Genomic DNA, 23046 nt, shown 5'->3' with positions numbered 1-23046 from the left:
TCGCATGACGACCGGGGTGCGGCGCAGGATGGGCGTCGACGAGCGCAGACAGCAACTGATCGGCGTCGCGCTGGACTTGTTCAGCCGCCGCTCGCCCGAGGATGTGTCGATCGACGAGATCGCCGCCGCCGCGGGGATCTCGCGTCCGCTGGTGTACCACTACTTCCCCGGGAAGCAGAGCCTGTACGAGGCGGCGCTGCGGCGGGCCGCCGACGAGCTGGCGGCCCGCTTCCTGGAACCGCTCGAAGGGCCCCTGGGGGCCCGGCTGTTGCGGGTGATGGGGCGGTTCTTCGACTTCGTCGACGAGCACGGCCCGGGCTTCTCGGCGCTGATGCGCGGCGGGCCCGCGGTCGGCTCCTCGACGGCGAACGCCATGATCGACGGGGTGCGGCAGGCCGCGTACGAGCAGATCATCACGCACCTCGGGGTGGCCGAACCGCCCGCCCGGCTGGAGCTGGTGGTCCGCTCCTGGGTGTCGCTGGCCGAGTCGACGGCGCTGATCTGGCTGGACGGGCGGCGCATTCCGCGCGAGGAGCTGGAGACGCAGCTGGTGCACGACTTCGCGGCGCTGGCCGCCGTCAGCGCCGCGTACGACCAGGAGATGGCGGGCATCGTGCTGCGGGTGCTGTCGCAGGAGCCGGCGGACGGCCCGTTCGGGGACCTGCTGGCCCGGCTCTCCGCGTTCGCCCCGGACGTGCCCGCCGTACCGGCGCAGCGGCTGCCCGAGCCGTAGGGCGGCTCAGGCGGGCAGGCCGTTGCGGTGGGAGACGCGGCGGGCGGCGGCCAGCAGGGCGTGGATCTGCGGGCCCGCCTGGTCGATCTCGGTGACGGGGCGGGGGAACGGCAGCCGGACGTCCTCGTGGGTGTCCGGGTATTCGAGCCGCAGGGTGACCCCGTACCGGTCCATCGCGAGCGGCACGGCCCGGGTCATGCCGCGCTCCGGGCGCGGGTGGACCAGGCGCAGCAGGAGCGGGACCAGCTCGGCGTGGTCGTCGACGAGGTGGGTGAGCATGCCCGCTTCGCAGGCGGCGATCGGGTCGGTCTCCGCCTCCTCCAGCTCCTCCAGGGTGACGAAGGTGCGCCCCTCGGCGTCCTCCAGGACGGCCTGGCCGAACTCCATGCAGGTGGACTGCTCGGTGTCGTTGCTGTACGGGGAGGCGAGCAGCCCGGTGACCGTGACGCGGGCGCGCAGCCGGTCGCGTACGGGAGTGGCGGCGATGTCCGTGAACTCCAGGCGGGCCGGGACACGTTCGGCGCTGGGCGCGTGATTGCCGTCGTTCGGGGCATGCAGGTGGATGTGGCCCATCGCGCCCGTGCCGTCGAGGCGGCGGACTTCGGTGTGCAGGCCGTCGCTGACCACCGTCATGGAGTGGGCGACGGTCAGGATCGACCGGACACGCTCGGCGCGGGTCGGCTGCGTGGCGCGGGGGCGGGAAAGACGCATCCGGGTTCTCCAGGGAGGGTCAGCGGAACCCAAGCAGCTACTTAGGCATGCCTAACCTTACTCACAACGCGAGGGGTGCGGGTAGTCCGGGGACACGAGTGCCGCTCAGCCGCTGGTCAGAGCTGTAGTTCGGTGCGCAGGGCGGCGGCGAGACCGACCTCCGCGTTGTCCGACTGGCCGCGCTCGAAGGCCTGCTGGTAGGCCTCGTCGCCGACGGCCGCCCGCGCCTGGAGTTCGCACCGCTCGCGGACCGGGCCCAGCTCGGGCGTACCGCGCTGGGGGTGGCCGACCATCCGCCAGTACGCGTGTCCGGTGCCGTAGACCCGGGCGGCCTGGGCGCCCGCGCCCTGGGCGGCGATGGCGGCGGCCAGGAGGTCCAGGCCCAGCGCGATGCCGAAGCTGTCGCGGAGCCGGTGCTTGCCCGCGAGCATCGCCCTGGCGTGGTCGGCGGAGGCCTCCGGGCGGTCCTGGAGCAGGGCGATCAGGGCGAGCTGGTAGTCCGCGTAGGAGCGGGTCCAGAACTCGCCGCCGCGTTCGCAGGCCCGGCGCAGCGCGGTGGCCGCCGCCTCGGACTCGGCGAGCCGGCCGAGCGCGGTGAGCGCGAAGACGGTGACGAGGCGGCAGCGCAGCCGGTGGCCGGAGTCCACGGGGACGCCCTCGGTCATCCGCAGGACGCGCCCGGCCGCCTCCAGGGCCGCCGCGGGCTGCCCGGTCATCAGCTGGGTGAGCCCGGAGAGATACGTGGCGCCGAGCATGCCCTCGTCGTCCCGGTCGTACAGGGCGGTGGCCGTGCAGAGCGCCCCGTACTTCTCGGCGGTCGCGAAGTCGCTCTGGAGCAGGGCCGCGACGCCGAGGACCCACTGGAGCCTGGTCCGGCGGGGCCCCTCGACGGGGCCCGCGTCCAGGGCGCGCTGGGCGTAGTTCCGGGCCTCGGAGAGATGGCCGCAGCAGGCCCAGAAGAAGCCGACCCGGCCCGCCATCTCCTGGGCGCCGACGACGTCGTGGGCGAGCAGGTGCTCCAGGGCGGCGCACAGGTCCAGATGGGTGTCGGACACCTTGTGGTACCAGGACACCTGGTCGGGGCCGGTCCACCCCTCGTGGGCGCGGCGGGCGAGGCCGAGGAAGCTGCTCGCGTGCCGGTCGGCGGCGGCGCGGGCCTCGCCCAGCTCGGCGAGCCACATGCGGCCGTACTCGCGCAGGGTGTCGAGCATCCGGTAGCGGTCGCCGTCGCGCTGGACGACGGACTGGGCGACGAGGCCCTGGAGCGCCCGGTCCACCTCGCCGGGGGTGAGCGGCCCCCCGGCGCAGACCTCGCGGGCGACCTCCGCGTCGAAGTCGGTGCGCAGCGGGGTGAGCCGGGCCCACAGGAGGCGTTCCAGCGGGGTGCACAGCTCGTGGGACCAGCCGATGGCGGTGCGCAGGGTGCGGTGGCGGCGGGGCCAGACGGTCTCGTCGGCGAGGAGGTCGAGCCGGGAGGCTCCGGGGTCGAGGGTGACGGTGCCGCTGCGGGCGTCGAAGCGGGTGCCGATCCGGGCGGCGAGCTGGGCCACGCTGTGCCGGCCGATGCCCGCGGCGGCCAGTTCGATGGCGAGCGGGATGCCTTCGAGGCGGCGGCAGATCTCGGCGGCGGCCGCCTCGTCCCCGGGGGCGTCGAGGCCGGCCCGGGGGTCGGCGGCGTGCAGCCGGTCGGCGAAGAGCTGGAGGGCGTCGGGTGCTCCGTCGACCGGGAGCGGCGGCACCTGGACGACGTGCTCGCCGCGGGTGCCGAGCGGCTGCCGGCTGGTGACCAGGACGGTCAGGCCGATGGAGGTGGTCAGGAGCTCGGCGAGCAGGTGGGAGCAGGGGCCGCGGAGGTGTTCGGCGGAGTCGAGGACCAGCAGGAGGTGCTTGTCGCCGAGCCATTCGCAGAGCGCCTCGGCGGGCATCCGCAGGGTGTGGTCGGCGAGCCCGACCGCGTCCGAGACGGTGGGGAGCAGCAGCCGGTCGTCGTAGAGCGGGGAGAGGTCGGCCCACCAGGCGCCGTCCGCGTAACGGTCGGCGACCGCGCGGGCGGCCCGGAGCGCGAGCCGGGTCTTGCCGACCCCGCCGGGGCCGATCAGGGTGGTCATCCGCCGGGTGGTCAACGCGGTGTGCAGCCGGGCCAGTTCGGCCCGCCTCCCGACGAAGCTGCTCGTCTCCTCGGGAAGGTATCCCACCTTGGTCATCATCACCGTCCGCACGCTGGGGCAGGGTGCGCCGGCGGGCCGACGGCCGCGGCCGGCCCCGTCCTCCCCCGGAGGGGTGGGCGGGGCCGGCCGGACGGTACCGGGTACGGCTGTCGCGGCTCCGTTGCCGACGTCTGCCGTCACCGTAGTGCCGCGGGTGGTCAGCGCAGAGTGAAGACGGCCGCGGTGCGTCCCGGTACGGTGAAAGTGGCTGATTTCCCGTCGTACCTGGCTCGTTTGACAGTAAGGTCCGCGCCCTTGGCCTGGACCGGGTGCAGGGCGTACGTCTTCCCGGCCGGTGCGGCGAGCCGCTGGGTCGCGGTGTCCGGGGCGGCGTTGAGGACGACGACGAGCTTGCCGAGGCGCATGGTGATCACGCCGGGGGCCTCGTCCTTGCCGGAGAGCGGGAAGGACAGGGCGGACTGCACCTGGCCGGTGGTGGAGAGCGAGAACTCCTTCTCGGTCGTACGGATGGTGAGCAGGTCGCGGTAGGCGGCCGAAGCCCCGTCGATCTGGCCGCAGTTCGGCGCGATGGTGCCGGTGGCGGCCAGGAGCGGCTTGGCGTACGGCCACTTGTCCTGGTTGTCGGCGGCGGGCGGGAGCCCCCGTCCGAAGCCGTTGCCGTCGCGGCAGTCCCAGTGCAGGGCGTTGAACCAGTCGCCGCTGTCGTAGGAGTTGCGGTCCAGGGACTTGGAGCGCAGCAGGTCGCTGCCCGCCTGGGAGAGCGAGGGCCCCTGGGAGAGGACGGAGGCGGCCATGGCGACCACCTGGGCCCTGGCCCGCTCGGCGGCCGTGGAAGCAGCCGGGAGCTTGAAGGCGAGGGCGTCGAAGAGGGTCTCGTTGTCGTGGGCGTCGGAGTAGGCCAGCGCGTCGCCGGGTGCGGCCGCGTATCCGGCGGGCGCCCCGTTGTAGTCGACGTCCGAGCCCTTGACCGTACGCCCGGAGGTGTCGGTGAAGGTGTAGTCGGCGAGGTTGCCGGTGAGGCCGACCTTGATCAGGTCCTGGTAGTGCAGCAGCCGGGCCTTCTGCTCGGCGCGGGTGCCGTTGGCGGGCGAGGAGTTGGGGTCGGTGTAGAGGCCGGAGGCGAAGCCCTGGACGCCGGGGTCCTCGTCGAAGGGGCCGCCGCCGCGCACGGCGTCGCGGGCCCGGTCGGAGAAGGTGGCGATGCCGGTGCCGGCCATGTTCTTCTGGGTGGCCTGGACGAAGCGGGCGTCGTCGGCGATCTCGCCGAAGTTCCAGCCCTCCCCGTACAGGATGATCTTCTTGCCGTCGACGCCGTCCTTGGCGAGGGTGAGGCGGTCCAGCGCCTTGCGGACATCGAGGATGTTGTCCTTGGGGTGGTGGCCCATCAGGTCGAAGCGGAAGCCGTCGACCTTGTACTCCTTGGCCCAGGTGACGATCGAGTCCACGACGAGCTTGCCCATCATGGTGTTCTCGGGCGCGGTGTTGGCGCAGCAGGTGGAGGTGGCGACGGTGCCGTCCTCCAGGAGCCGCTGGTAGTAGCCGGGCACGATGCGGTCGAGGACGGACTTGTCGCCCTGCCCGGAGGCGACGGTGTGGTTGTAGACGACGTCCATGACCGTGCGCAGTCCGGCCCGGTTGAGGCCCTGGACCATCTGCCGGAACTCGACCGTGCGCCGGGTGCCGTCCGGGTCGGAGGCGTAGGAGCCCTCGGGGACGGTGTAGTGGAACGGGTCGTAGCCCCAGTTGAAGCCGTCCTTGGCGGCGGCCTTGCTCACGCACTCCTGCTGCTTCTCGGAGTCGGGTGCGGGGGCGGTCAGATCGCAGCCGGGCGTCGCCTGGTCCTTCTTCTTCTCCGGGATGGTCCCGATGTCGAAGACGGGCAGCAGGTGGACGTAGCTCGTGCCGGAGTCGGCGAGCTTCTTCAGGTGCCGCATGCCCTTGGAGCGGGTGTCGGTGAAGGCGAGGTATTCACCGGGGTGTTTCGCCGTGCGGTCCGTGATGGAGAAGTCCCGGACGTGCAGCTCCTGGATCTGGGCGTCCCGCAACGGGGTGGCGGCGGGCTTCTTCAGGCCGGACCAGCCGCTGGGCGCGAGCTTCGGGTCGGTGAGGTCGACGACGAGGCTGCGGGCGGAGTCGGCGGTCAGGGCGGTGGAGTAGGGGTCGGTGACCTTGTTGGTGACGAGCTTCTGGACGGTGGGGGCCCAGACGGTGACCACGTACCGGTAGGGCTTGCCGCGCCAGTCCTTCTTGCCGGTGACGGACCAGACGCCGGTGCGGTCGTCGCGCTTCATCGGAACGGTACGGCCGTCGAGTTCGAGCGAGACGGTATGCGCGGTGGGGGCCCAGACGGAGAGCGTGGGCGTGGACTTGGCGAAGACCGGGCCGAGTTCGGCGGAGGCGGCCTTCTTGCCGTACAGGTCGTCCAGGATTCCGGCCGTCTGTACGCCGGTGGCGGCGAGCAGCGCCCCGTTGGCGGCACGCTGGGTCGCGATCAGCTGGCCCCGCAGGGACTCGCGGACCCGGTCGCGGTCGCGGGTGTCGACGGTGAACGCCGGATAGTCCTTCAGGTGGGGGAACTTGGCCTTCTGGGCGTCGCTCAGCTCGCCCTGCTGGAGCCGCAGCCACTGCCCCTCGTCGGACAGCGCCCCGTCGACGACGGAGATGCCGCCCTTCTTCGCGTACACGAGCTGCTGGCTGGTGGCGTCGGTGCTCTTCACCTTCCAGACGACGGTGTTCGCGTCGATCCACTGCGCCTCGGCCTTCGACAGGTCGGGGGCCGCGCCGCCGCCGGTCTGCGGGAGGAGGTAGCCGGGCTTGCCGCCGAGCATCCAGACCTCGTGGCCGTAGGTGGCGAGATCGAGGGACTGGTCGCTGGGGAGGTCCTTCTCGTCGCCCTTGTGGAGGATGTAGCTGAGGCTGGTGGCGCCGTCCACGAGTGGCACCTCGAAGGTGACCCCGTAGGCGTCCGTCGTCACCGGCATCAGCGGCTTGGCCCAGTCGGTGGGCTCCTTGGCGCCGGCCCAGGTGTGCAGCCCCCAGCCGTCGTAATCACCGTCGGGACGGTGGTAGTTGAGGACGGCCTTGGTGGTGTCCTGCGGCGGGGTCTCGGGGGCTTCGGCCGTCTGCTCGTCCTTGCCCTGCTCGATCCAGACCTGTCCGGTCACGCCGAGGTCGATGGTCCGCTGCGGTCCGTCGGCCGTGCCGTTCTTCTCGACGGTGTACGCGACGGAGTCGGTGCCCTTCTCCAGGTCGAGCCAGGCGAACGCGCCGTACGCGTCGCGCCCGATGAACTCGGCGGTCTTGTCACCGGACTTGAGCTGCCAGCCGTCGTAGTCGCCGTCGGGGCGCTGGTAGTGGACGACGGCCCGGTCGCGCTCGACGGCGACGGGCTTGCCGGGCGGCGGGGCCTGACCGGCGGTGGTGGAGGCGAGAGAGCTGGAGGTGCGGCCGGTGCGGTCGACGACGACGGCCTTGTAGCGCAGGGGCGTTCCCGCCTTGACGGTCTCGTCCAGGTGCTGGGTGACCTGGTACGGGGCGTGGTCGGCCGAACCGAGCGTCCGCCACTTCCCGTTGCCGACCTGGGCGGCGAAGACGACGCGGTTGAGCTGTCCGCCGTCCACGTCGGCGGCGATCTCGACGGTGCCGGTGGCGCCGGCGGCCGGAGCCTTCAGCGAGATCGCGGGCTTGGCGGCGGGCGCGCCGACGGCCCTGTCCGCCTTCAGCACGACGCTGGACAGGGCGGGGACGGTGACGGTGACCTTCTTGTCCTTGCCGCTGCGGACCGTGCCGGAACCGCCGTACAGCGTACGGAAGTTCATGTCGGCCGACTCGGTGGCGAGCTGGACCTTCTTCGGGCTCGGGCCGTTGTTGGAGGCGACGAGGTATTCGTACGGCCGCTTCGTCTCGATGCGCGAGGTGGCGTACACCGAGCCGTCCGCGAGCCGCTCGATCTGGGTGCCGTCCCGCAGCGCCGGGTGCTCCTTGGTGAGCTTCGAGAGGGCGGCGATGGAGCGGTAGACGGGGTGCTTGGTGTCGTACGCGTCCGAGGCGTGCGTGCGGTCGGTGCCGAGCTGGTCGTCGTCGAGGTAGTCGGGGGTCTTCGAGGCGAAGAGGGTCTGGCGGGAGTCCTTGTCGCCGCCCGCGCCGGTGAAGCCCTGCTCGTCGCCGTAGTAGATCACCGGGTTGCCGCGCCCGAAGAACATCAGCTCGTTGGCGAGCCGGGCCCGCTTGAGCAGTTCGGCGTCATCGGCCTCCGGGTTGTCCTGCTTGAGGAAGGTCCCGATGCGGCCCATGTCGTGGTTGCCGAGGAAGGTGACCTGCTCGTAGGCGTTGGCCTTGTCGGTGGTGTAGCGGAAGTCGTTGCCGTACACCGAGGCGAGCCTGTCGGCGGGCGCGCCCTGGGAGGCGAACTGCCGGGCGGCGTCCTGGAACGGGAAGTCCAGCGTGGAGTCCAGGCGGCCCCGGGTGACGTACGGGGATGTGACCTCGGTGTCGGCGGAGTAGACCTCGCCGAACATGAAGAAGTCCTTACGGCCCCGCTTGGCCGCGTAGGCGTCGAGCGCGGTGGCCCACTGGGTCCAGAAGTCCAGGTCGACGTGTTTGACGGTGTCGATGCGGAACCCGTCGATGTCGAAGTCGCGGACCCACTTCTCGTAGATCTTCTCCATGCCCTTCACGACCTCGGGACGCTCGGTCCACAGGTCGTCGAGCCCGGAGAAGTCGCCGTACTCGTTGGACTCGCCGGCCCACGTCGAGTCGCCCCGGTTGTGGTACATGGTGGGGTCGTTGAGCCAGGACGGCACCTTCTTCTCCGTGCCGGGGGCCTGGACCGGGGTGTACGGGAAGGAGTTCCGGTCCACCTTCTCGACGCCCTCGCGGTCGTCGAAGGGGCGGCCGGTCCGGTCGAGGTAGGGGAAGGCTCCCTTGGGCTTGTAGCCGTAGGCCTTCTCCGCGTAGTCGACGGTGTCGGCGGTGTGGTTGGTGATGACGTCGAAGAAGACCTTCATGCCCTTGGCGTGGGCCTTGTCGATCAGCTTCTCCAGGTCGGCGTTGGTGCCGAAGTGCGGGTCGACCTGGGTGAAGTCGGTGATCCAGTAGCCGTGGTAGCCCGCCGAGGCGTCCTTGCCGGTGCCCTGGACGGGCCGGTTCTTGAAGATCGGGGCCATCCAGATGGCGGTGGTGCCGAGGCCCTTGATGTAGTCGAGCTTCTGGGTCAGACCCTTGAGGTCGCCGCCCTGGTAGAACCCCTTGTCGGTGGGGTCGTAGCCGTGGTCGAGACGTGAACCGGTCAGCCCGCCCCGGTCGTTGGAGGCGTCGCCGTTGGCGAAGCGGTCGGGCAGCACGAAGTAGAACTGCTCGCGGGTGAGGTCGTGCCGGGCCGCCTCCTTCGCCAGTTTCGCGTCGGAGGGCGGGGCCGGCGGTCGGGGTGACGCGGCGGCGGTGGCCGCCGGGACGACGGGCAGCAGCGCCACGCACAGGGCGGCCACCGCCCCTCGTCTCAGGGTGGTTCGGGACACGGAGGGTGCTCCTCGGCTGGTGTCAGGAGGGTGGGCCGCGGGCCGGTGGCAGTGCCACCGGCCCGCGGAAGAGGGGGAATTACGGGTCAGCTGCGCCAGACGTCGGCGGTCAGCGTGACCTTCCCGGAGGCCGGGACGGTGGCGGTACGGTTGGCGCCGCTCTCCCAGGTGACGTTGCCGGCCGCATCCTTGCGGACGTACTTGTAGGCGAACGCGGTCCCGGCGGGCAGGGCGACGTCCAGCTTCCACACGGGGTACGTGGCCGGGTCGAGCTGGGGGGCGTTGGCCGGGTTCCAGTTGCCGAGGGCGGCCTGGTCGCCGGTGACGTGGATGTTCTGGCCGAGCTGGGTGGTGGCGTTGACCCCGAAGGAGGCGCCGGAGGAGCCGTTGCCGGGGCCCGGGTCGGGGTTGGTGCCGCCGCCCGAGGAGCACGTACGGGCGTTCACGTGCAGGGCGACGGCGGTGCCGGCCGGGACGGTGGCGGTGAACTGGCCGGAGCCGTTGACGGTGACGCCGTTGCCGGACTGGACGTCGCAGTAGTCACCGGCGGGCAGCGAGGTCTGGAAGGTCCGGTTCAGCGCGGAGCCCTCGTGGTTGATGGCGACGTACGCCTTGGCGCCCCGGCCGAAGGCGATCTGGTCGCCTCCGTTGTCCCACCAGTCGGTGACGCCCTGGCCGCGTGCGGCGTTGCGGAAGCCGACCATGGAGGAGATCTCGCGCCAGGCGTGCTGGCACTTCCAGCCGTCGCTGTAGCAGGCGTTGACCTGGCCGCCGTTCGGCGGTCCGGCGTCGTGGTCGCTGAACTCGTAGCCGGAGTGGACGTCCGGGGAGCCGTAGGGGTAGGCCAGCATGAAGACGTTGGCGAGGGTGTAGGCGGAGCCGTTCTTGTAGTTGAGGGTGTCGCCGCCGCGCTCGGTGTCGTGGTTGTCGACGAAGACGCCGGACTTCCCGGACTCCATGAAGCCCCAGCCCTCGCCGAAGTTCTTCAGGTGGGCGAGGTTCTCGTTGAGGAAGACCTGCTTGAGGCTCCGCCCGTAACGGAACTCCTGGACGTCCCCGGTGCCGAGGTATTCGGAGGGCGAGACGGCCTCCCCGGCCCCGTAGATCGCCTCTTGTTTCCAGTAGACGTTCGGGTTGGTCAGCCGGGACTTGATGTTGGCCAGGTCGGCGGCGGGCATGTGCTTGGCGGCGTCGATGCGGAAGCCGTCCACGCCGAGCGAGAGCAGGTCGTTGAGGTATCCGGCGATCTTGCCGCGTACGTAGTCCTCGCCGGTGTCCAGGTCGGCGAGGCCGACCAGTTCGCAGTTCTGGACGTTGGCGCGGTCGTTGTAGTTGGAGATCTCGGCCCGGCAGTCGTCCATGTCGGCGCCGGAGTAGAGGCCCGGGTAGTCGTACTTGGTGTACGCGGAGCCGCCGGTGCCGGTGCCGTTGCCCGCCGCCATGTGGTTGATGACGGAGTCCGCGACGACCTTCACGCCCGCCGAGTGACACGTGTTGACCATGGCGGAGAAGGCGGCCCGGTCGCCGAGCCGGCCGGCGATCTTATAGCTGACGGGCTGGTAGGAGGTCCACCACTGGCCGCCCTGGATGTGCTCCTGGGGCGGCGAGACCTGGACGTAGCCGTAGCCCGCCGGACCGAGGGTGTCCGTGCAGGCCTTGGCTATGGAGGCGAACTTCCACTCGAACATCACGGCGGTGACGTCCTTGTCGCCCGGAGCGGCGGCCTGCGCGGGGGACGCGGCGCCGAATCCGGTGGGGACGACGAGGGCGGCGGCGCCGGCCACGAGGCCGAGCGCGGCAGACAGTGGTCTGCGTGCCATGTCTTTCCTCCTGCGGGTGGGGGAAACGCGGGTGACGGTGCAGCCTCAGTCGGCAACGCGCCATGCCCTCAAGGCTCCTGAAGGTTCTTGCTGCAAGAATGCAAACCTTGCCGCGGACCAGACCGTACGAGGCCTCCCTTTGCCGGTCAACCCTTTGGACACACGCTGCTCACATCCACGAAATGAAGCAGTTTTCTCGCTGCAAGGTCTTTCGCAAGATATTGCGGGCCTGTTACGTTGCCTTCGACTCCGGTCCGGTCGGCCGAGGGTTCCGGTCCCGTCCGCAACGGTTCCGGACTCCACGCGCCCGGCCGGCCGGGCCGGTCACGACAAGAGAGGCACCCGGAGTCGCTGAAACTCCCCGCCGGCCCTTCCTGGGCCGACTCCTGGTGCCTCTCCTGTACGTGTGCCTCTCGGCCGGAGACGCCCTACGCGCGGACCGCCGCCGTCGAGCCCCGTACGACCAGCTCCGGCTGGAAGACGTACTCCGTGCGCTGCACCGGGCTCCCGCCGATCTCCTCCAGCAGCGCCCCCACCGCGGCCGCCGCCATCGCCTGCACGGGCTGGCGCACGGTGGTCAGCGGCGGGTCGGTGAACGCGATGAGCTGCGAGTCGTCGAACCCGACGACCGAGACGTCGCGCGGCACGTCGAGCCCCCTCCCCCGGGCGGCGCGGACCACGCCCAGCGCCATCAGGTCGCTGCCGCAGACGATGCCGGTGCACCCCGCGTCCAGCAGGGCGCCCGCCGCCACCTGGCCGCCCTCGACACTGAACAGCGTTGAGCAGACGAGCGTTTCGGCCTCGGCGCGGTCCATGCCGAGCACCGAGACGGCCGCCTCCACGAACCCGTCCCGCTTGCGGCGGGAGGGGACGTAGCGCTGCGGCCCGATGGCCAGGCCGATCCGGCGGTGGCCGAGGTCGGCGAGGTGCTGGAGGGCCATCCGTACGGCAGCGTTGTCATCGGGCGAGACGAACGGGGCGCTGATGCGCTCGTTGTAGCCGTTGATCAGGACGAACGGCACGCCGCGCTCGGTGAGCGCGGCATACCGGCCCGGGTCGGCGGAGGTGTCCGCGTGCAGCCCGGACAGGAAGACGATGCCGCCGACGCCGCGCTCGACGAGCTGCTCGACGAGTTCGTCCTCCGTCGCCCCGCCCGGGAGCTGGGTGCAGAGCACGGGCGTGTAGCCGTGCCCGGCCAGCACCTGTTCGACGGACTGCGCGAACGCCGGGAAGATCGGGTTGGTGAGTTCGGGCGTCACCAGGCCGATCAGTCCGGCGCTGCGCTGCCGCAGCCGTACGGGGCGTTCGTAGCCCAGGATGTCGAGCGCCGCGAGCACCCGCTGACGCGTGGAGTCCGCGACGCCCTGCTTCCCGTTCAGGACCCGGCTGACCGTCGCCTCGCTGACCGCCGCCTGTCCGGCGATGTCGGAGAGGCGCGGCGCTGCCGTGGCCCTGGGCGCGGGGAGTGTCACACCGTCCACCACACCGTGGTGTCGGCGGGCAGCTCGGCCTCGGCGCCGTCCACGGTGACCGGGGAGCTGGCGAGCAGCACCCGGCCGCGGGCGGCGATCCGGACGGGGGCGCCGGTGGTGTTGACGGTGCAGACGAAGCCGGGGCGGGCGAAGACGAGGACGCCTTCGGGGCCGTCCAGCCACTCGACGTCCGTGCCCGCGCCGAGGCCCGGGTGGTCGCGGCGGGCGGCGATGGCGGCCCGGTACAGCTCCAGGGTGGAGCCCTCCACACCGGTCTGCGCCTCGACGGACAGCTCGCCCCAGCCGGCGGGCTGCGGGAGCCAGCTGCCGCCGTCGCCGAAGCCGTAACTGGAGCCCTCGCGGGTCCAGGGGATCGGGACGCGGCAGCCGTCGCGGAAGCCGTCCTGGCCCTCAGCACGGAAGAACGACGGGTCCTGGCGGGCCTCGTCGGGCAGGTCGGTGACGTCGGGCAGGCCGAGCTCCTCGCCCTGGTAGACGTAGGCGGAGCCGGGCAGGGCGAGCATCAGCAGGGAGGCGGCGCGGGCGCGGCGCAGGCCCAGCTCGCGGTCGCCGGGGGTGCGGATCTGGGTGCCGAGGCCGGCCGGGTTGGCGTACCGGGTGGCGTGCCGGGTGACGTCGTGGTTGGAGAGCACCCAGGTGGTGGGGGCGCCGACCGGGCGCATGGCGTCGAGGGAGGTGTCGATGACCTTGCGGAGCTCGGCGGCGTCCCAGGCGGTGGAGAGGTACTGGAAGTTGAACGCCTGGTGCATCTCGTCGGGGCGCACGTAGTTGGCGGTGCGCTCGACGGTCGGGGTCCACGCCTCGGCGACCGCGATCCGCTCGCCGGGGTACTCGTCGAGGATGGTGCGCCAGCTGCGGTAGATCGCGTGCACGCCGTCCTGGTCGAAGAAGGGCATGACGTCGTTGCCGAGCAGCTTGAGCTGGTCGTGGGTGCCGAGGTCGGGCAGGCCCTCGGCCTTGACGAGGCCGTGGGCGACGTCGACGCGGAAGCCGTCGACGCCCATGTCGAGCCAGAAGCGCAGGATGGAGCGGAACTCGTCGGCGACGGCCGGGTGTTCCCAGTTGAAGTCGGGCTGCTCGGGGGCGAAGAGGTGGAGGTACCAGTCGCCGGGGGTGCCGTCGGGGTTCTCCGTACGGGTCCAGGCGGGGCCGCCGAAGATGGACTCCCAGTCGTTGGGCGGGAGTTCGCCGTTCGCGCCCTTTCCGGGGCGGAAGTGGTAGCGCTCACGCAGGGCGGAGCCGGGGCCTTCGGCCAGGGCGCGCTTGAACCACTCGTGCTGGTCGGAGGAGTGGTTGGGGACCAGGTCGACGATGACGCGCAGGTCCAGGGCGTGCGCCTCGCGGATCAGCGCGTCGGCGTCCAGCAGATTGCCGAACATGGGGTCGATGGCCCGGTAGTCGGAGACGTCGTAGCCCGCGTCGGCCTGCGGGGAGGCGTAGAAGGGGGAGAGCCACACCGCGTCGACGCCCAGGTCCTTGAGGTGGGGCAGGCGGGCGGTGACGCCGGGGAGGTCGCCCATCCCGTCGCCGTTGCCGTCGGCGAAGCTCCGCGGATAGACCTGGTAGATCACCGCGTCCTGCCACCAGCCGGTGCGGTGGCCCGGGGCGTCGTCGGACGTGCCGGTGGAGGGGGCAGCGAGGTGCTGGGTCATGTCATCCCTGGGGTGTCTGGGTGGGGAGCGGCGCCGGGGACCGGGTCGGGGGTTTCCGGCGCCGCCGTGACGGGTGCGGTGATGCGTGCGGGTGCTGGCGTCGTGGCGGTGGTCAGCCCTTGACGGCTCCGGCGGACATGCCGGTGACCAGGTGCTTCTGGGCGAACAGGAACACCAGGGCGGCCGGGATGGCGATGAGGACGGAGGCGGCGGTCATGGGGCCCCACTGGGCTCCGTACTGGTTGACGAACTTCTGGAGTCCGCCGGCCAGCGTGAGGTTCTCGTCGCCGACCAGGAAGGCGGAGGCGTAGGCGACTTCGCCCCAGGCGGTGATGAAGGAGTAGAACGCGGTGACAGCGAGGCCCGGCTTGGCCAGCGGCAGGATCAGCCGGAAGAACGTGCCGAACGGGGTGAGGCCGTCGACCTCGCCCGACTCGTCGATCTCGCGCGGGATGGTGTCGAAGAAGCCCTTCATCATCCAGGCGCAGAACGGCACCGAGATGGTGAGGTAGGTGATGACGAGACCGGTCGGCTGGTTGAGCAGCCCGAGGGTCGACATGATGTTGTAGATCGGCACGATGAGGACGGCGACCGGAAACATCTGGGTGATCAGCAGCGTCCACATCAGGCCGCGCTTGCCGGGGAAGCGGAAGCGGCTGACGGCGTATCCGGTGGTGGCGGCGACGAAGACGCCGATCACGGTGGACAGCGCGGAGATGATGACGGAGTTGGCGAACCAGTTGAGGAACTCGGTGTCGCGGATGAGGTTCGTGTAGTTGACGAGCGTCGTCTCGCGGAAGAAGTCCGTCGTGGTCGCGTACTTGGCGGGCTTGAGCGAGGTCAGCAGGACCCACAGCACCGGGAAGACCGCGATCACCGAGGCGACGATCAGGGTGAGGTGCAGGGCCACGGAGGCGAGCGGGGAGCGCTCGCCGCGCAGGCGGACCTTGCGCACGGCGTGCCGGGCGGGGGTGTCGGTCGCGGTGGTCACCAGTTGTCTCCCTGGGAGCGCAGGACCCGCCGGTAGATCACGGCGAAGAGCATCAGGAGTACGAGGATCAGCACGCCCCACGTGGAGGACTGCGCGTAGTCGCGGGGGCTGATCTCGAAGGAGAACTTGTACGCCTGGGTCACCAGGATCTGGGTCGCCTCACCGGGTCCGCCGCGGGTCAGCAGGAAGATCACCGGGAACATGTTGAAGGTCCAGATGGTGGAGAGCAGGACCACCGTCGTGGAGACCGGGCGCAGTCCGGGAAGGGTGATGTGCCGGAAGCGCTGCCAGGCGGTCGCGCCGTCCATCTCGGCCGCCTCGTACTGCTCGGAGGGGATGGACTGGAGTCCGCCGAGGAGGGCGACCATCATGAACGGGACGCCGAGCCAGACGTTGACGGCGATGACGGAGAACTTCGCCCAGGTGGGGTCGTTCAGCCACGGGACGCCGTCGAGGCCCGATCCGGTCAGGATCTTGTTGAGCAGCCCGCGGTCCTCGTTGTAGAGGAAGCGCCAGGCGAAGACCGAGACGAAGCCGGGGATGGCCCAGGGCAGGATGAGGGCCATGCGGTAGGCGGAGCGTCCGGCGATACGGCGGTTGAGGATGTTCGCCAGGGCCATGCCGAGGACGAACGTGATGCTCACGCAGGAGACCGTCCACACCAGTGTCCAGCCGAGCGTGCCGAGGAACTGCGAGCCGGTCAGCGCGTCGACGTAGTTGTCGACGCCGATGAACTCGTAGGTGGCGGGGATCTCGTTGACCCCGATGGAGCGGGCGACGTTGCGCTCGTCGGCGTCGGTCATCGAGAGGTAGATGCCGCGGACCAGCGGGTAGCCGATGATCACGCCGATCACGAGGACGACCGGGGCGACCATGGCCCAGGCGTACCAGTGGACCGACAGGGCGCGCCGGAGGCGGCCGGGGGTCGGCGGTGGGGTGCCAGTACCGCGGCTCCGGCCGCGGGCGGTGTTCCCGCCCGCGGCCTTCACCACCGACTGGCTGGTGTGGACAGCCATCAGTCGGCCAACCTTCCTGTTACTTCCAGTCCTTCAGGAGCTTGCGGTAGGAGTCGCCGGTGGCCTTGGCGGCCTTCTCCGGCGTGGTCTGACCGGTGAGGACCTTGGTGTACTCGACGCGCAGCGGCTCGAAGAGGCTGCCGCCCTCGGGGATCCAGGGGCGCTCGACGGCGGTCTCGACGACCGGCTTGAAGAAGCCGACGATCTCGCTGTCGACCGCTTCCTTCTTGGCGTACGCGGAGGTGCGGGTGGGCAGCAGGTTCAGCTCGCCGGCGGCGGTGGCCTGGCTGTCCACGGACGTCATGTACTCGACGAAGGCGTAGGAGGCGTCGAGGTTCTTGGAGCCGGCGTAGACGGCGAGGTTGTGGCCGCCCTGCGGGGCGCCCTGGGCGGCGGAGCCGGCCGGGACCGGGGCGACGCCCAGGTTGTCCTTGTCGGTGAACTCCTTGCCGGTCAGGGTGTCGGCGACGGCCCAGGGGCCGTTGATCATCATCGCGACGTCGCCGTTCTTGAACGCCTGCATCATGTTCTCCCAGCCGTCCGAGGCGTCCGTCTTCGCGGTGCCGTCGTCGACCAGGGCCTTGACCGCCTTGAAGGCCTTGACGCCTTCGGGCTTGTCGATGGTGACGCTCTTGGAGCCGGCGTCGACCATGTCGCCGCCCTCGCCGTACAGGAAGGAGAGGAAGTAGTACGGGTCGTCGCCGCGGAGGTAGAGGCCGGTCTTGCCGGTCTTGTCCTTGATCTTCCGGGCGACGGTCTTGAGGTCGGCCAGGTTGGCGGGCGCCTCGACACCGGCCTCCTTGAACATCTTCTTGTTGTAGAAGATGCCCATGGAGTCGATGACCTGCGGCACGGCGTAGGTCTTGTCCTCGTACTTGGTGGACGCGACGGCCTGCTTGAGGAAGTCGTCCTGGTTCTTCAGGGCGGCGGTGCCGTCCAGCGGGGCCAGGTAGCCGAGGTTGGCGAAGTCCGGCGTCCAGGCGACCTCGGAGCGGATCACGTCGGGCGCGCCGTCGCCGGCCTGGGCGGCGTTCTTGAACTTGTTCTGCGCCTCGCCGAAGGGCACGTTGACGTACTTGACGTCGACCTTCGGGTGCTCCTTCTCGAAGCCTTCGGCCAGCTTCTTGAAGACCTTGTCCTCGCTGCCGACGCTGGAGGTGTCCCACCAGGTCACGGTGCCCGAGAGCTCGCCCGAGCTCTTGCTGCCGGTCTCGTCGTCGCTGCCGCAGGCGGTCGCCGCGAGCGCCAGGGCCGCGACCAGGGCGGTGGCCGTTATGCCACGTCGCATCTGAACTCCTTCAACTGCCGTACCGCTCCGTCGCGGCGCCGGGTCGACGTGAACGTAACAAGGATGAAAGACGACCGAAAGACCTTGCGGAAGATTTCTGCAAGCCCTGGTGATCGTTACATTCGCGTGTCCTCAAGGTTGCCGTCAAGCCCCTTGACGATCGCCGCGCACCCCTGGCAGGGGCGGGCAGGCCTGCCCATATCCGCAGGGCGACGATCCGACCGCGGTCCGCGATCCGGGCCCGCAAGTCCTTGCAAGGCGTTGCCGGAGGCGCACCCGAAAGCCCTTCCCGCTCCCCTCCCGTACAGCCCCACACACAGTGGGCAATCCGACACGGGCCCGGTACAGTCGCATCCCATGACCGCACGGCTTGCCGATATCGCAACTCAGGCGGGGGTCAGTGAAGCGACGGTCAGCCGAGTCCTGAACGGCAAGCCCGGAGTCGCGGCGGCCACCCGCGAATCCGTCCTCGCGGCGCTCGACGTCCTCGGCTACGAACGCCCGGTGCGGCTGCGCAGGCGCAGCGCGGGGCTGGTCGGCCTGATCACCCCGGAGCTGGAGAACCCGATCTTCCCGGCACTGGCCCAGGTCATCGGCCAGGCGCTGACCCGGCAGGGCTACACCCCGGTGCTGGCCACCCAGACCCCTGGCGGCTCCACCGAGGACGAACTCACCGAAATGCTGGTGGACCGGGGCGTCTCGGGCATCATCTTCGTCTCCGGGCTGCACGCGGACACCTCGGCCGATATGCAGCGCTACGAGCAACTGCGCGGCCAGGGGGTCCCCTTCGTCCTGGTCAACGGCTTCTCCGCGAAGGTGCAGGCGCCGTTCATCTCCCCGGACGACCGGGCGGCGATGCGGCTGGCGGTGACGCACCTGGTGGCGCTCGGCCACACCCGTATCGGCCTGGCGGTCGGCCCCAAGCGCTTCGTACCGGTGCTCCGCAAGATCGAGGGCTTCCACGCGACGATGCGGGAGCAGCTGGGTCTGGCCGAGGAGGAGATCGAGGAGCTGATCCAGCACTCCCTGTACACCCTGGAGGGCGGCCAGGCCGCCGCCACCGCCCTGATGGAGCGCGGCTGCACGGCGGTCGTGTGCGCGAGCGACATGATGGCGCTCGGGGCGATCCGGGCGGCCCGCCGGGAGTCCCGGGAAGTGCCCCGGGACCTCTCCGTGGTCGGCTACGACGACTCGCCCCTCATAGCGTTCACGGACCCGCCGCTGACGACGATCCGGCAGCCGGTGACGGCGATGGGCCAGGCCGCGGTCCGTACGCTCCTGGAGGAGATCGGCGGGACCCCGGCGCCGCACAGCGAGTTCGTCTTCATGCCCGAGCTGGTGGTACGCGGCTCGACGGCCGCCGGACCCGCAGGCGGCTCAGGGTCGGTCCCTCGTCCTTGAGTCCCAGGACGTGCGACCGGAACCCGACCGGAGGATGATCGTAGGCAGAGGAAGCTCTATGGAAGACTCTCTGCCTATGGGTGAAACACAGGTGACAGCACAGGAAGGCCGGTCGACGGCCGGTCCTTCACCCATCGCGGCCGAAGCGGCCTCGGATACCGCTGCCGCGCCGTCGTCCACCCCTCCCCCGGCCTCCGGACCGTCCGGTTGGCACTCCCGGCTCCGCTCGCTGCGGACGCCCGGCCGCCCCCGGCTCTGGTTCGAGATCCTGCTCATCGCGGTCAGTTACTGGCTGTACTCGCTCGTGCGCAATGCCGTCCCCGAGCAGAAGGCGGCGGCCCTGAGCAACGCGGACTGGATCTGGTCGGCGGAGAAGTCCCTGGGTCTGGCCTTCGAGGAATCGGTCAATCACGCGGTCAATTCCGTGACATGGCTGATCGTGTCGATGAACTATTACTACGCGACGCTGCATTTCGTCGTGACCATCGGCGTCCTCGTCTGGCTGTTCCGCCGCCACCCCGGCCGCTACGCCGCGACCCGGCTGGTCCTCTTCGCGACGACGGCCGTGGCCCTGCTCGGCTACTACCTGTACCCACTGGCGCCACCCCGTCTGATGAACGGCGCGAACTTCATCGACACGGTGCTGGTGCACGAGACGTGGGGCTCGATGGCCTCGGGCAACTTCAAGAACATGTCGAACCAGTACGCGGCGATGCCGTCGATGCACATCGGCTGGTCGCTCTGGTGCGGCCTGACGATCTTCGCCCTGGCCTCGGTGCCGTGGGTCCGCGTCCTGGGCCTGCTCTACCCGACGGTCACCCTGATCGTCATCGTGGCCACCGCCAACCACTTCTGGCTGGACGCGGTGGGCGGCATGGCCTGCCTGGCCTTCGGCTACGCGGTCTCCCGCGCCTGGTACGGCGCACTGCCGCACCGGCTGCCGAAGCGGGTACCGGGGGCGACGAAGACCCGCCTGACGGGGGTACGGGCGGCGGCCCGTCTGCCACACCCGGCACCCGAACCGAAGCCGGAGACGGAGCCGGCGGGCGCACGCGGGCAGTAGCGGCCCGCCTTTCCAGCTCCTCCGGGCACACATCCAGCCCGTCCGGCGTTTGAGGACATCGTTCAGCCCGTCCGGCGCTTGAGGACGTCTTTCCAGCCCCTCCGGCGCTTGAGGAGCGGGGTCCGGGGCGGAGCCCCGAGGGGCCCCCGGGGCCGGGCCCCGGGAACACCTCAGGCCGTCGCCCCGTAGAACCGCTCCTCCACCACCGCCCGAGCCCGCCGAGTGATCCGCCGGTAGTCGTCCAGCATGTCCCCGACATGCCCCGGCTCGTACCCCAGGTACCGCCCCACCGCCGCCAGCTCCCGCGCGTCCGACGGGAACGTGTCGCCCGGCCGCCCCCGCACCAGCATCACCGCGTTGCGCACCCGCGCCGCCAGCACCCACGCCTCGTCCAGCGTCTGCGCGTCCTCCGCCGGGATCAGGCCGGCCGCGCACGCGGCGGCCAGCGCCTCGCGCGTGCGGGTCGTGCGCAGGCCGGGCTCCGCCCACCCGTGCCGCATCTGGATCAGCTGCACGGTCCACTCGACATCGCTCAGCCCGCCCCGCCCCAGCTTCGCGTGGAGCGTGGGGTCCGCGCCGCGCGGCATCCGCTCGGACTCCATCCGCGCCTTGAGCCGGCGGATCTCGCGTACGGCGTCCTCACCGAGCCCCTCCATCGGATACCGCAGCGGATCGATCAGCTCGACGAAGGCGCGCCCCAGCTCCTCGTCGCCCGCCATGTACTCGGCCCGCAGCAGCGCCTGGCTCTCCCAGACCAGCGACCAGCGCCGGTAGTAGGCCTCGTACGACTTCAGCGTGCGCACCATCGGCCCGGTCCTGCCCTCCGGGCGCAGATCGGCGTCGATGAGCAGCGGCGGGTCGGCGGTGGGCAGCTGGAGCAGCCGCCGCATCTCGCCCACGACCGCGTTGGCCGCCCGCCCCGCCTCCTCGTCGCTCACGCCCTCGCGCGGCTGATGGACGAAGAGGACGTCGGCGTCGGAGCCGTAACTCAGCTCGTGTCCGCCGAAGCGGCCCATGCCGATGACGGCGAACCGGGTCGGCAGGGTGTCGCCCCACCGCTCGCGTACGGCGGCCCGCAGCGCGCCCGCGACGGTGGCGGCGTTGAGGTCGGTGACGGCGGAGCCGACGCGGTCGACGAGCGCCCCGTGGTCCTGCTCGGCGGGGCTGTCCTCGGTGCCGTACGAGCCGATGAGGTCGGCGGCCGCCGTACGGAACAGCTCCCGCCGCCGCACCCCGCGCACCACCGCGACGGCCGACTCCGCATCGCCCGCGCGCCCCACCGCGGCCAGCACCTCCTGCTCCAGGTGCTCCCGGGTGCGCGGCCTCAGCCCCTCCGGATCGCCGAGGATCGCCACCGCCTCCGGGGCCCGCATGAGCAGGTCGGGGGCGAGGCGGCCGGCGGAGAGGACCCGGGCGAGGTTCTCCGCGGCGGCGCCCTCGTCGCGCAGGAGCCGCAGATACCACGGGGTCTTGCCGAGCGCGTCGGACACCTTGCGGAAGCCGAGGAGCCCCGCGTCCGGGTCGGCGGAGTCCGCGAACCAGCCCAGCAGCACCGGCAGCAGCGTGCGCTGGATGGCGGCCTTCCGGGACACCCCGGAGGAGAGGGCTTCCAGATGCCGCAGGGCGGCCGCCGGGTCGGCGTAACCGAGCGCCTCCAGGCGGATCGCGGCGGCCTTCGCGCTGAGCCGGGACTCGCCGGGGGCCAGCTGGGCGACGGCGTCCAGCAGCGGCCGGTAGAAGATCTTCTCGTGCAGCCGCCGTACGACGGAGGCGTGCCGCTTCCACGCCTTGTTCAGCTCGGCCACCGGATCGGTGCGCATCCCGAGCGACCGGCCGAGCCGCCGCAGATCCGCCTCGTCCTCGGGGACCAGGTGGGTGCGGCGCAGCCGGTAGAGCTGGATGCGGTGTTCCATGGCGCGCAGGAAGCGGTAGGCCTCGTCCAGCTGGGCGGCGTCCGCGCGGCCGACGTACCCGCCCTCGGCGAGCGCCCGCAGCGCCTCCAGGGTGGAGCCGCTGTGCAGCGAGGCGTCGCTGCGCCCGTGCACCAACTGGAGGAGCTGGACGGCGAATTCGACGTCCCGCAGCCCGCCGGGCCCGAGCTTCAGCTCGCGCTCGATCCGGTCGGCGGGGATGTTGTCGACGACCCGGCGGCGCATCTTCTGCACGTCGGGGACGAAGTTCTCCCGGTCGGCGGCCCCCCAGACGAGCGGCGACACCGCCTCGACGTACTCGGCGCCCAGCTCGGGGTCGCCGGCCACCGCCCGGGCCTTCAACAGGGCCTGGAACTCCCAGGTCTTGGCCCAGCGCTGGTAGTAGGCGAGATGGGAGCTGAGGGTGCGCACGAGGGGCCCGTTGCGGCCCTCGGGGCGGAGGTTGGCGTCGACCTCCCAGATGGTGCCCTCGACGGTGGTGTCGGAGCAGATCCGCATCATGTGCGCGGCCAGCCGGGTCGCGGCCTGCATGGCCTTGGTCTCGTCGACCCCGTCGCGCGCCTCCCCGACGAAGATCACGTCGACGTCGGAGACGTAGTTCAGCTCCCGCCCGCCGCACTTGCCCATCGCCACGACGGCGAGCCGGCACTGCGCGGCGTCCTCGGGCGCTGCGGTACGGGCGATGGCGAGCGCGGCGCGCAGGGTGGCGGTGGCGAGGTCGGCCAGTTCGGCGGCGGTCTGGGCGAGGCCGGTCGTCCCGCAGACGTCCCGGGCGGCGAGGGTGAGCAGGCACCGGCGGTAGGCGATGCGCAGCGAGTCCGGGTCGACGGCGTCGGCGAGCCCCTGCTCGAACTCGGCGACGCCGGGGTGCAGGTCGGCCGACTCGTACGTGACGAGCGCCTGCCAGTCGCGCGGGTGCCGGGCCAGATGGTCCCCGAGCGCCTCGGAGGCGCCGAGGACCCCGAGGAGCCGGTCGCGCAGGGGTTTGGCGGTGACGAGGGTGTCGAGCAGCACCTGCCGCTCGCTCTCCTCCCCCGCCTCCACGATCCGGACCAGTCCGCGCAGGGCCAGATCGGGGTCGGCGGTGGCCCCGAGCGCCTCCAGGAGAACCGGATCGGACCGTACGGAGGCGAGCGCGTCCAGGTCGAGAAGCTGCTCGGCGGCGGACGGGTCGGTGAATCCGTGCCGCAGCAGCCTGGTGAACGTACTGCTTCTGCGCCCCGGCGCGGTCGTCATCCCGTGCTCTCCTGCCAGCCGAACCGA

13 protein-coding genes are annotated in these 23046 nt (G+C 71.2%); 3 read left to right on the top strand and 10 right to left on the bottom strand.

What is annotated here, in order from left to right; translation table 11 throughout:
• Window positions 1–4 precede the first annotated feature (4 nt).
• Window positions 5–733: a TetR/AcrR family transcriptional regulator gene (locus tag A3Q37_RS30055; protein WP_065489331.1), complete on the top strand. Its 729-nt coding sequence runs from the start codon at window positions 5–7 to the stop codon at window positions 731–733.
• 6 nt (window positions 734–739) lie between these two features.
• Here A3Q37_RS30055 and A3Q37_RS30050 read toward each other — a convergent pair whose 3' ends face one another.
• The 9 genes from A3Q37_RS30050 to A3Q37_RS30010 form a co-directional block, all read right to left on the bottom strand.
• Window positions 740–1444, bottom strand: coding sequence for a DUF2470 domain-containing protein (locus A3Q37_RS30050; RefSeq protein WP_065489329.1), 705 nt, complete (start codon window positions 1442–1444; stop codon window positions 740–742).
• A gap of 116 nt (window positions 1445–1560) precedes the next feature.
• Complete coding sequence (locus A3Q37_RS30045; protein ID WP_065489327.1) at window positions 1561–3651, bottom strand: NB-ARC domain-containing protein; 2091 nt, start codon at window positions 3649–3651, stop codon at window positions 1561–1563.
• A 158-nt stretch (window positions 3652–3809) separates the two neighbouring features.
• Window positions 3810–9128: a pullulanase-type alpha-1,6-glucosidase gene (gene pulA, locus A3Q37_RS30040; protein WP_065489325.1), complete on the bottom strand. Its 5319-nt coding sequence runs from the start codon at window positions 9126–9128 to the stop codon at window positions 3810–3812.
• 86 nt (window positions 9129–9214) lie between these two features.
• Window positions 9215–10948, bottom strand: a complete 1734-nt coding sequence (locus A3Q37_RS30035) for a carbohydrate-binding module family 20 domain-containing protein (protein WP_065489323.1) — start codon at window positions 10946–10948, stop codon at window positions 9215–9217.
• Window positions 10949–11376: 428 nt separating this feature from the next.
• Window positions 11377–12432 (bottom strand): LacI family DNA-binding transcriptional regulator, encoded by a 1056-nt coding sequence (locus A3Q37_RS30030; protein WP_065489321.1) that lies wholly within the window; start codon window positions 12430–12432, stop codon window positions 11377–11379.
• Window positions 12417–14093, bottom strand: a complete 1677-nt coding sequence (locus A3Q37_RS30025) for a glycoside hydrolase family 13 protein (RefSeq protein ID WP_065489319.1) — start codon at window positions 14091–14093, stop codon at window positions 12417–12419. The genes A3Q37_RS30030 and A3Q37_RS30025 overlap by 16 nt, the downstream gene beginning before the upstream one ends.
• Before the next feature lie 112 nt (window positions 14094–14205).
• Window positions 14206–15084: a sugar ABC transporter permease gene (locus A3Q37_RS30020; protein ID WP_065489316.1), complete on the bottom strand. Its 879-nt coding sequence runs from the start codon at window positions 15082–15084 to the stop codon at window positions 14206–14208.
• Window positions 15081–16100: a carbohydrate ABC transporter permease gene (locus A3Q37_RS30015; protein WP_065489314.1), complete on the bottom strand. Its 1020-nt coding sequence runs from the start codon at window positions 16098–16100 to the stop codon at window positions 15081–15083. Before A3Q37_RS30015 ends, A3Q37_RS30020 begins: the two co-directional genes overlap by 4 nt.
• A gap of 19 nt (window positions 16101–16119) precedes the next feature.
• Window positions 16120–17388 (bottom strand): extracellular solute-binding protein, encoded by a 1269-nt coding sequence (locus A3Q37_RS30010; RefSeq protein ID WP_065489312.1) that lies wholly within the window; start codon window positions 17386–17388, stop codon window positions 16120–16122.
• Between the two features lie 357 nt (window positions 17389–17745).
• Here A3Q37_RS30010 and A3Q37_RS30005 point away from each other — a divergent pair, with 357 nt between their 5' ends.
• Together A3Q37_RS30005 and A3Q37_RS30000 are read left to right on the top strand one after the other, a co-directional pair.
• Window positions 17746–18789, top strand: a complete 1044-nt coding sequence (locus tag A3Q37_RS30005) for a LacI family DNA-binding transcriptional regulator (protein WP_065489311.1) — start codon at window positions 17746–17748, stop codon at window positions 18787–18789.
• Window positions 18790–18865: 76 nt separating this feature from the next.
• Window positions 18866–19852, top strand: a complete 987-nt coding sequence (locus tag A3Q37_RS30000) for a phosphatase PAP2 family protein (protein WP_065489309.1) — start codon at window positions 18866–18868, stop codon at window positions 19850–19852.
• 170 nt (window positions 19853–20022) lie between these two features.
• On the opposite strand, the gene A3Q37_RS29995 is transcribed toward A3Q37_RS30000, so the two are convergent.
• Complete coding sequence (locus tag A3Q37_RS29995; RefSeq protein ID WP_065489307.1) at window positions 20023–23019, bottom strand: bifunctional [glutamine synthetase] adenylyltransferase/[glutamine synthetase]-adenylyl-L-tyrosine phosphorylase; 2997 nt, start codon at window positions 23017–23019, stop codon at window positions 20023–20025.
• Window positions 23020–23046 lie beyond the last annotated feature (27 nt).

The sequence above is a fragment of the Streptomyces sp. PTY087I2 genome (genome assembly GCF_001687325.1).
Taxonomy (GTDB): Bacteria; Actinomycetota; Actinomycetes; order Streptomycetales; family Streptomycetaceae; genus Streptomyces.
Note: the sequence above shows the minus strand (reverse complement) of the source record. Positions and strands in the feature narration are given on the sequence as shown.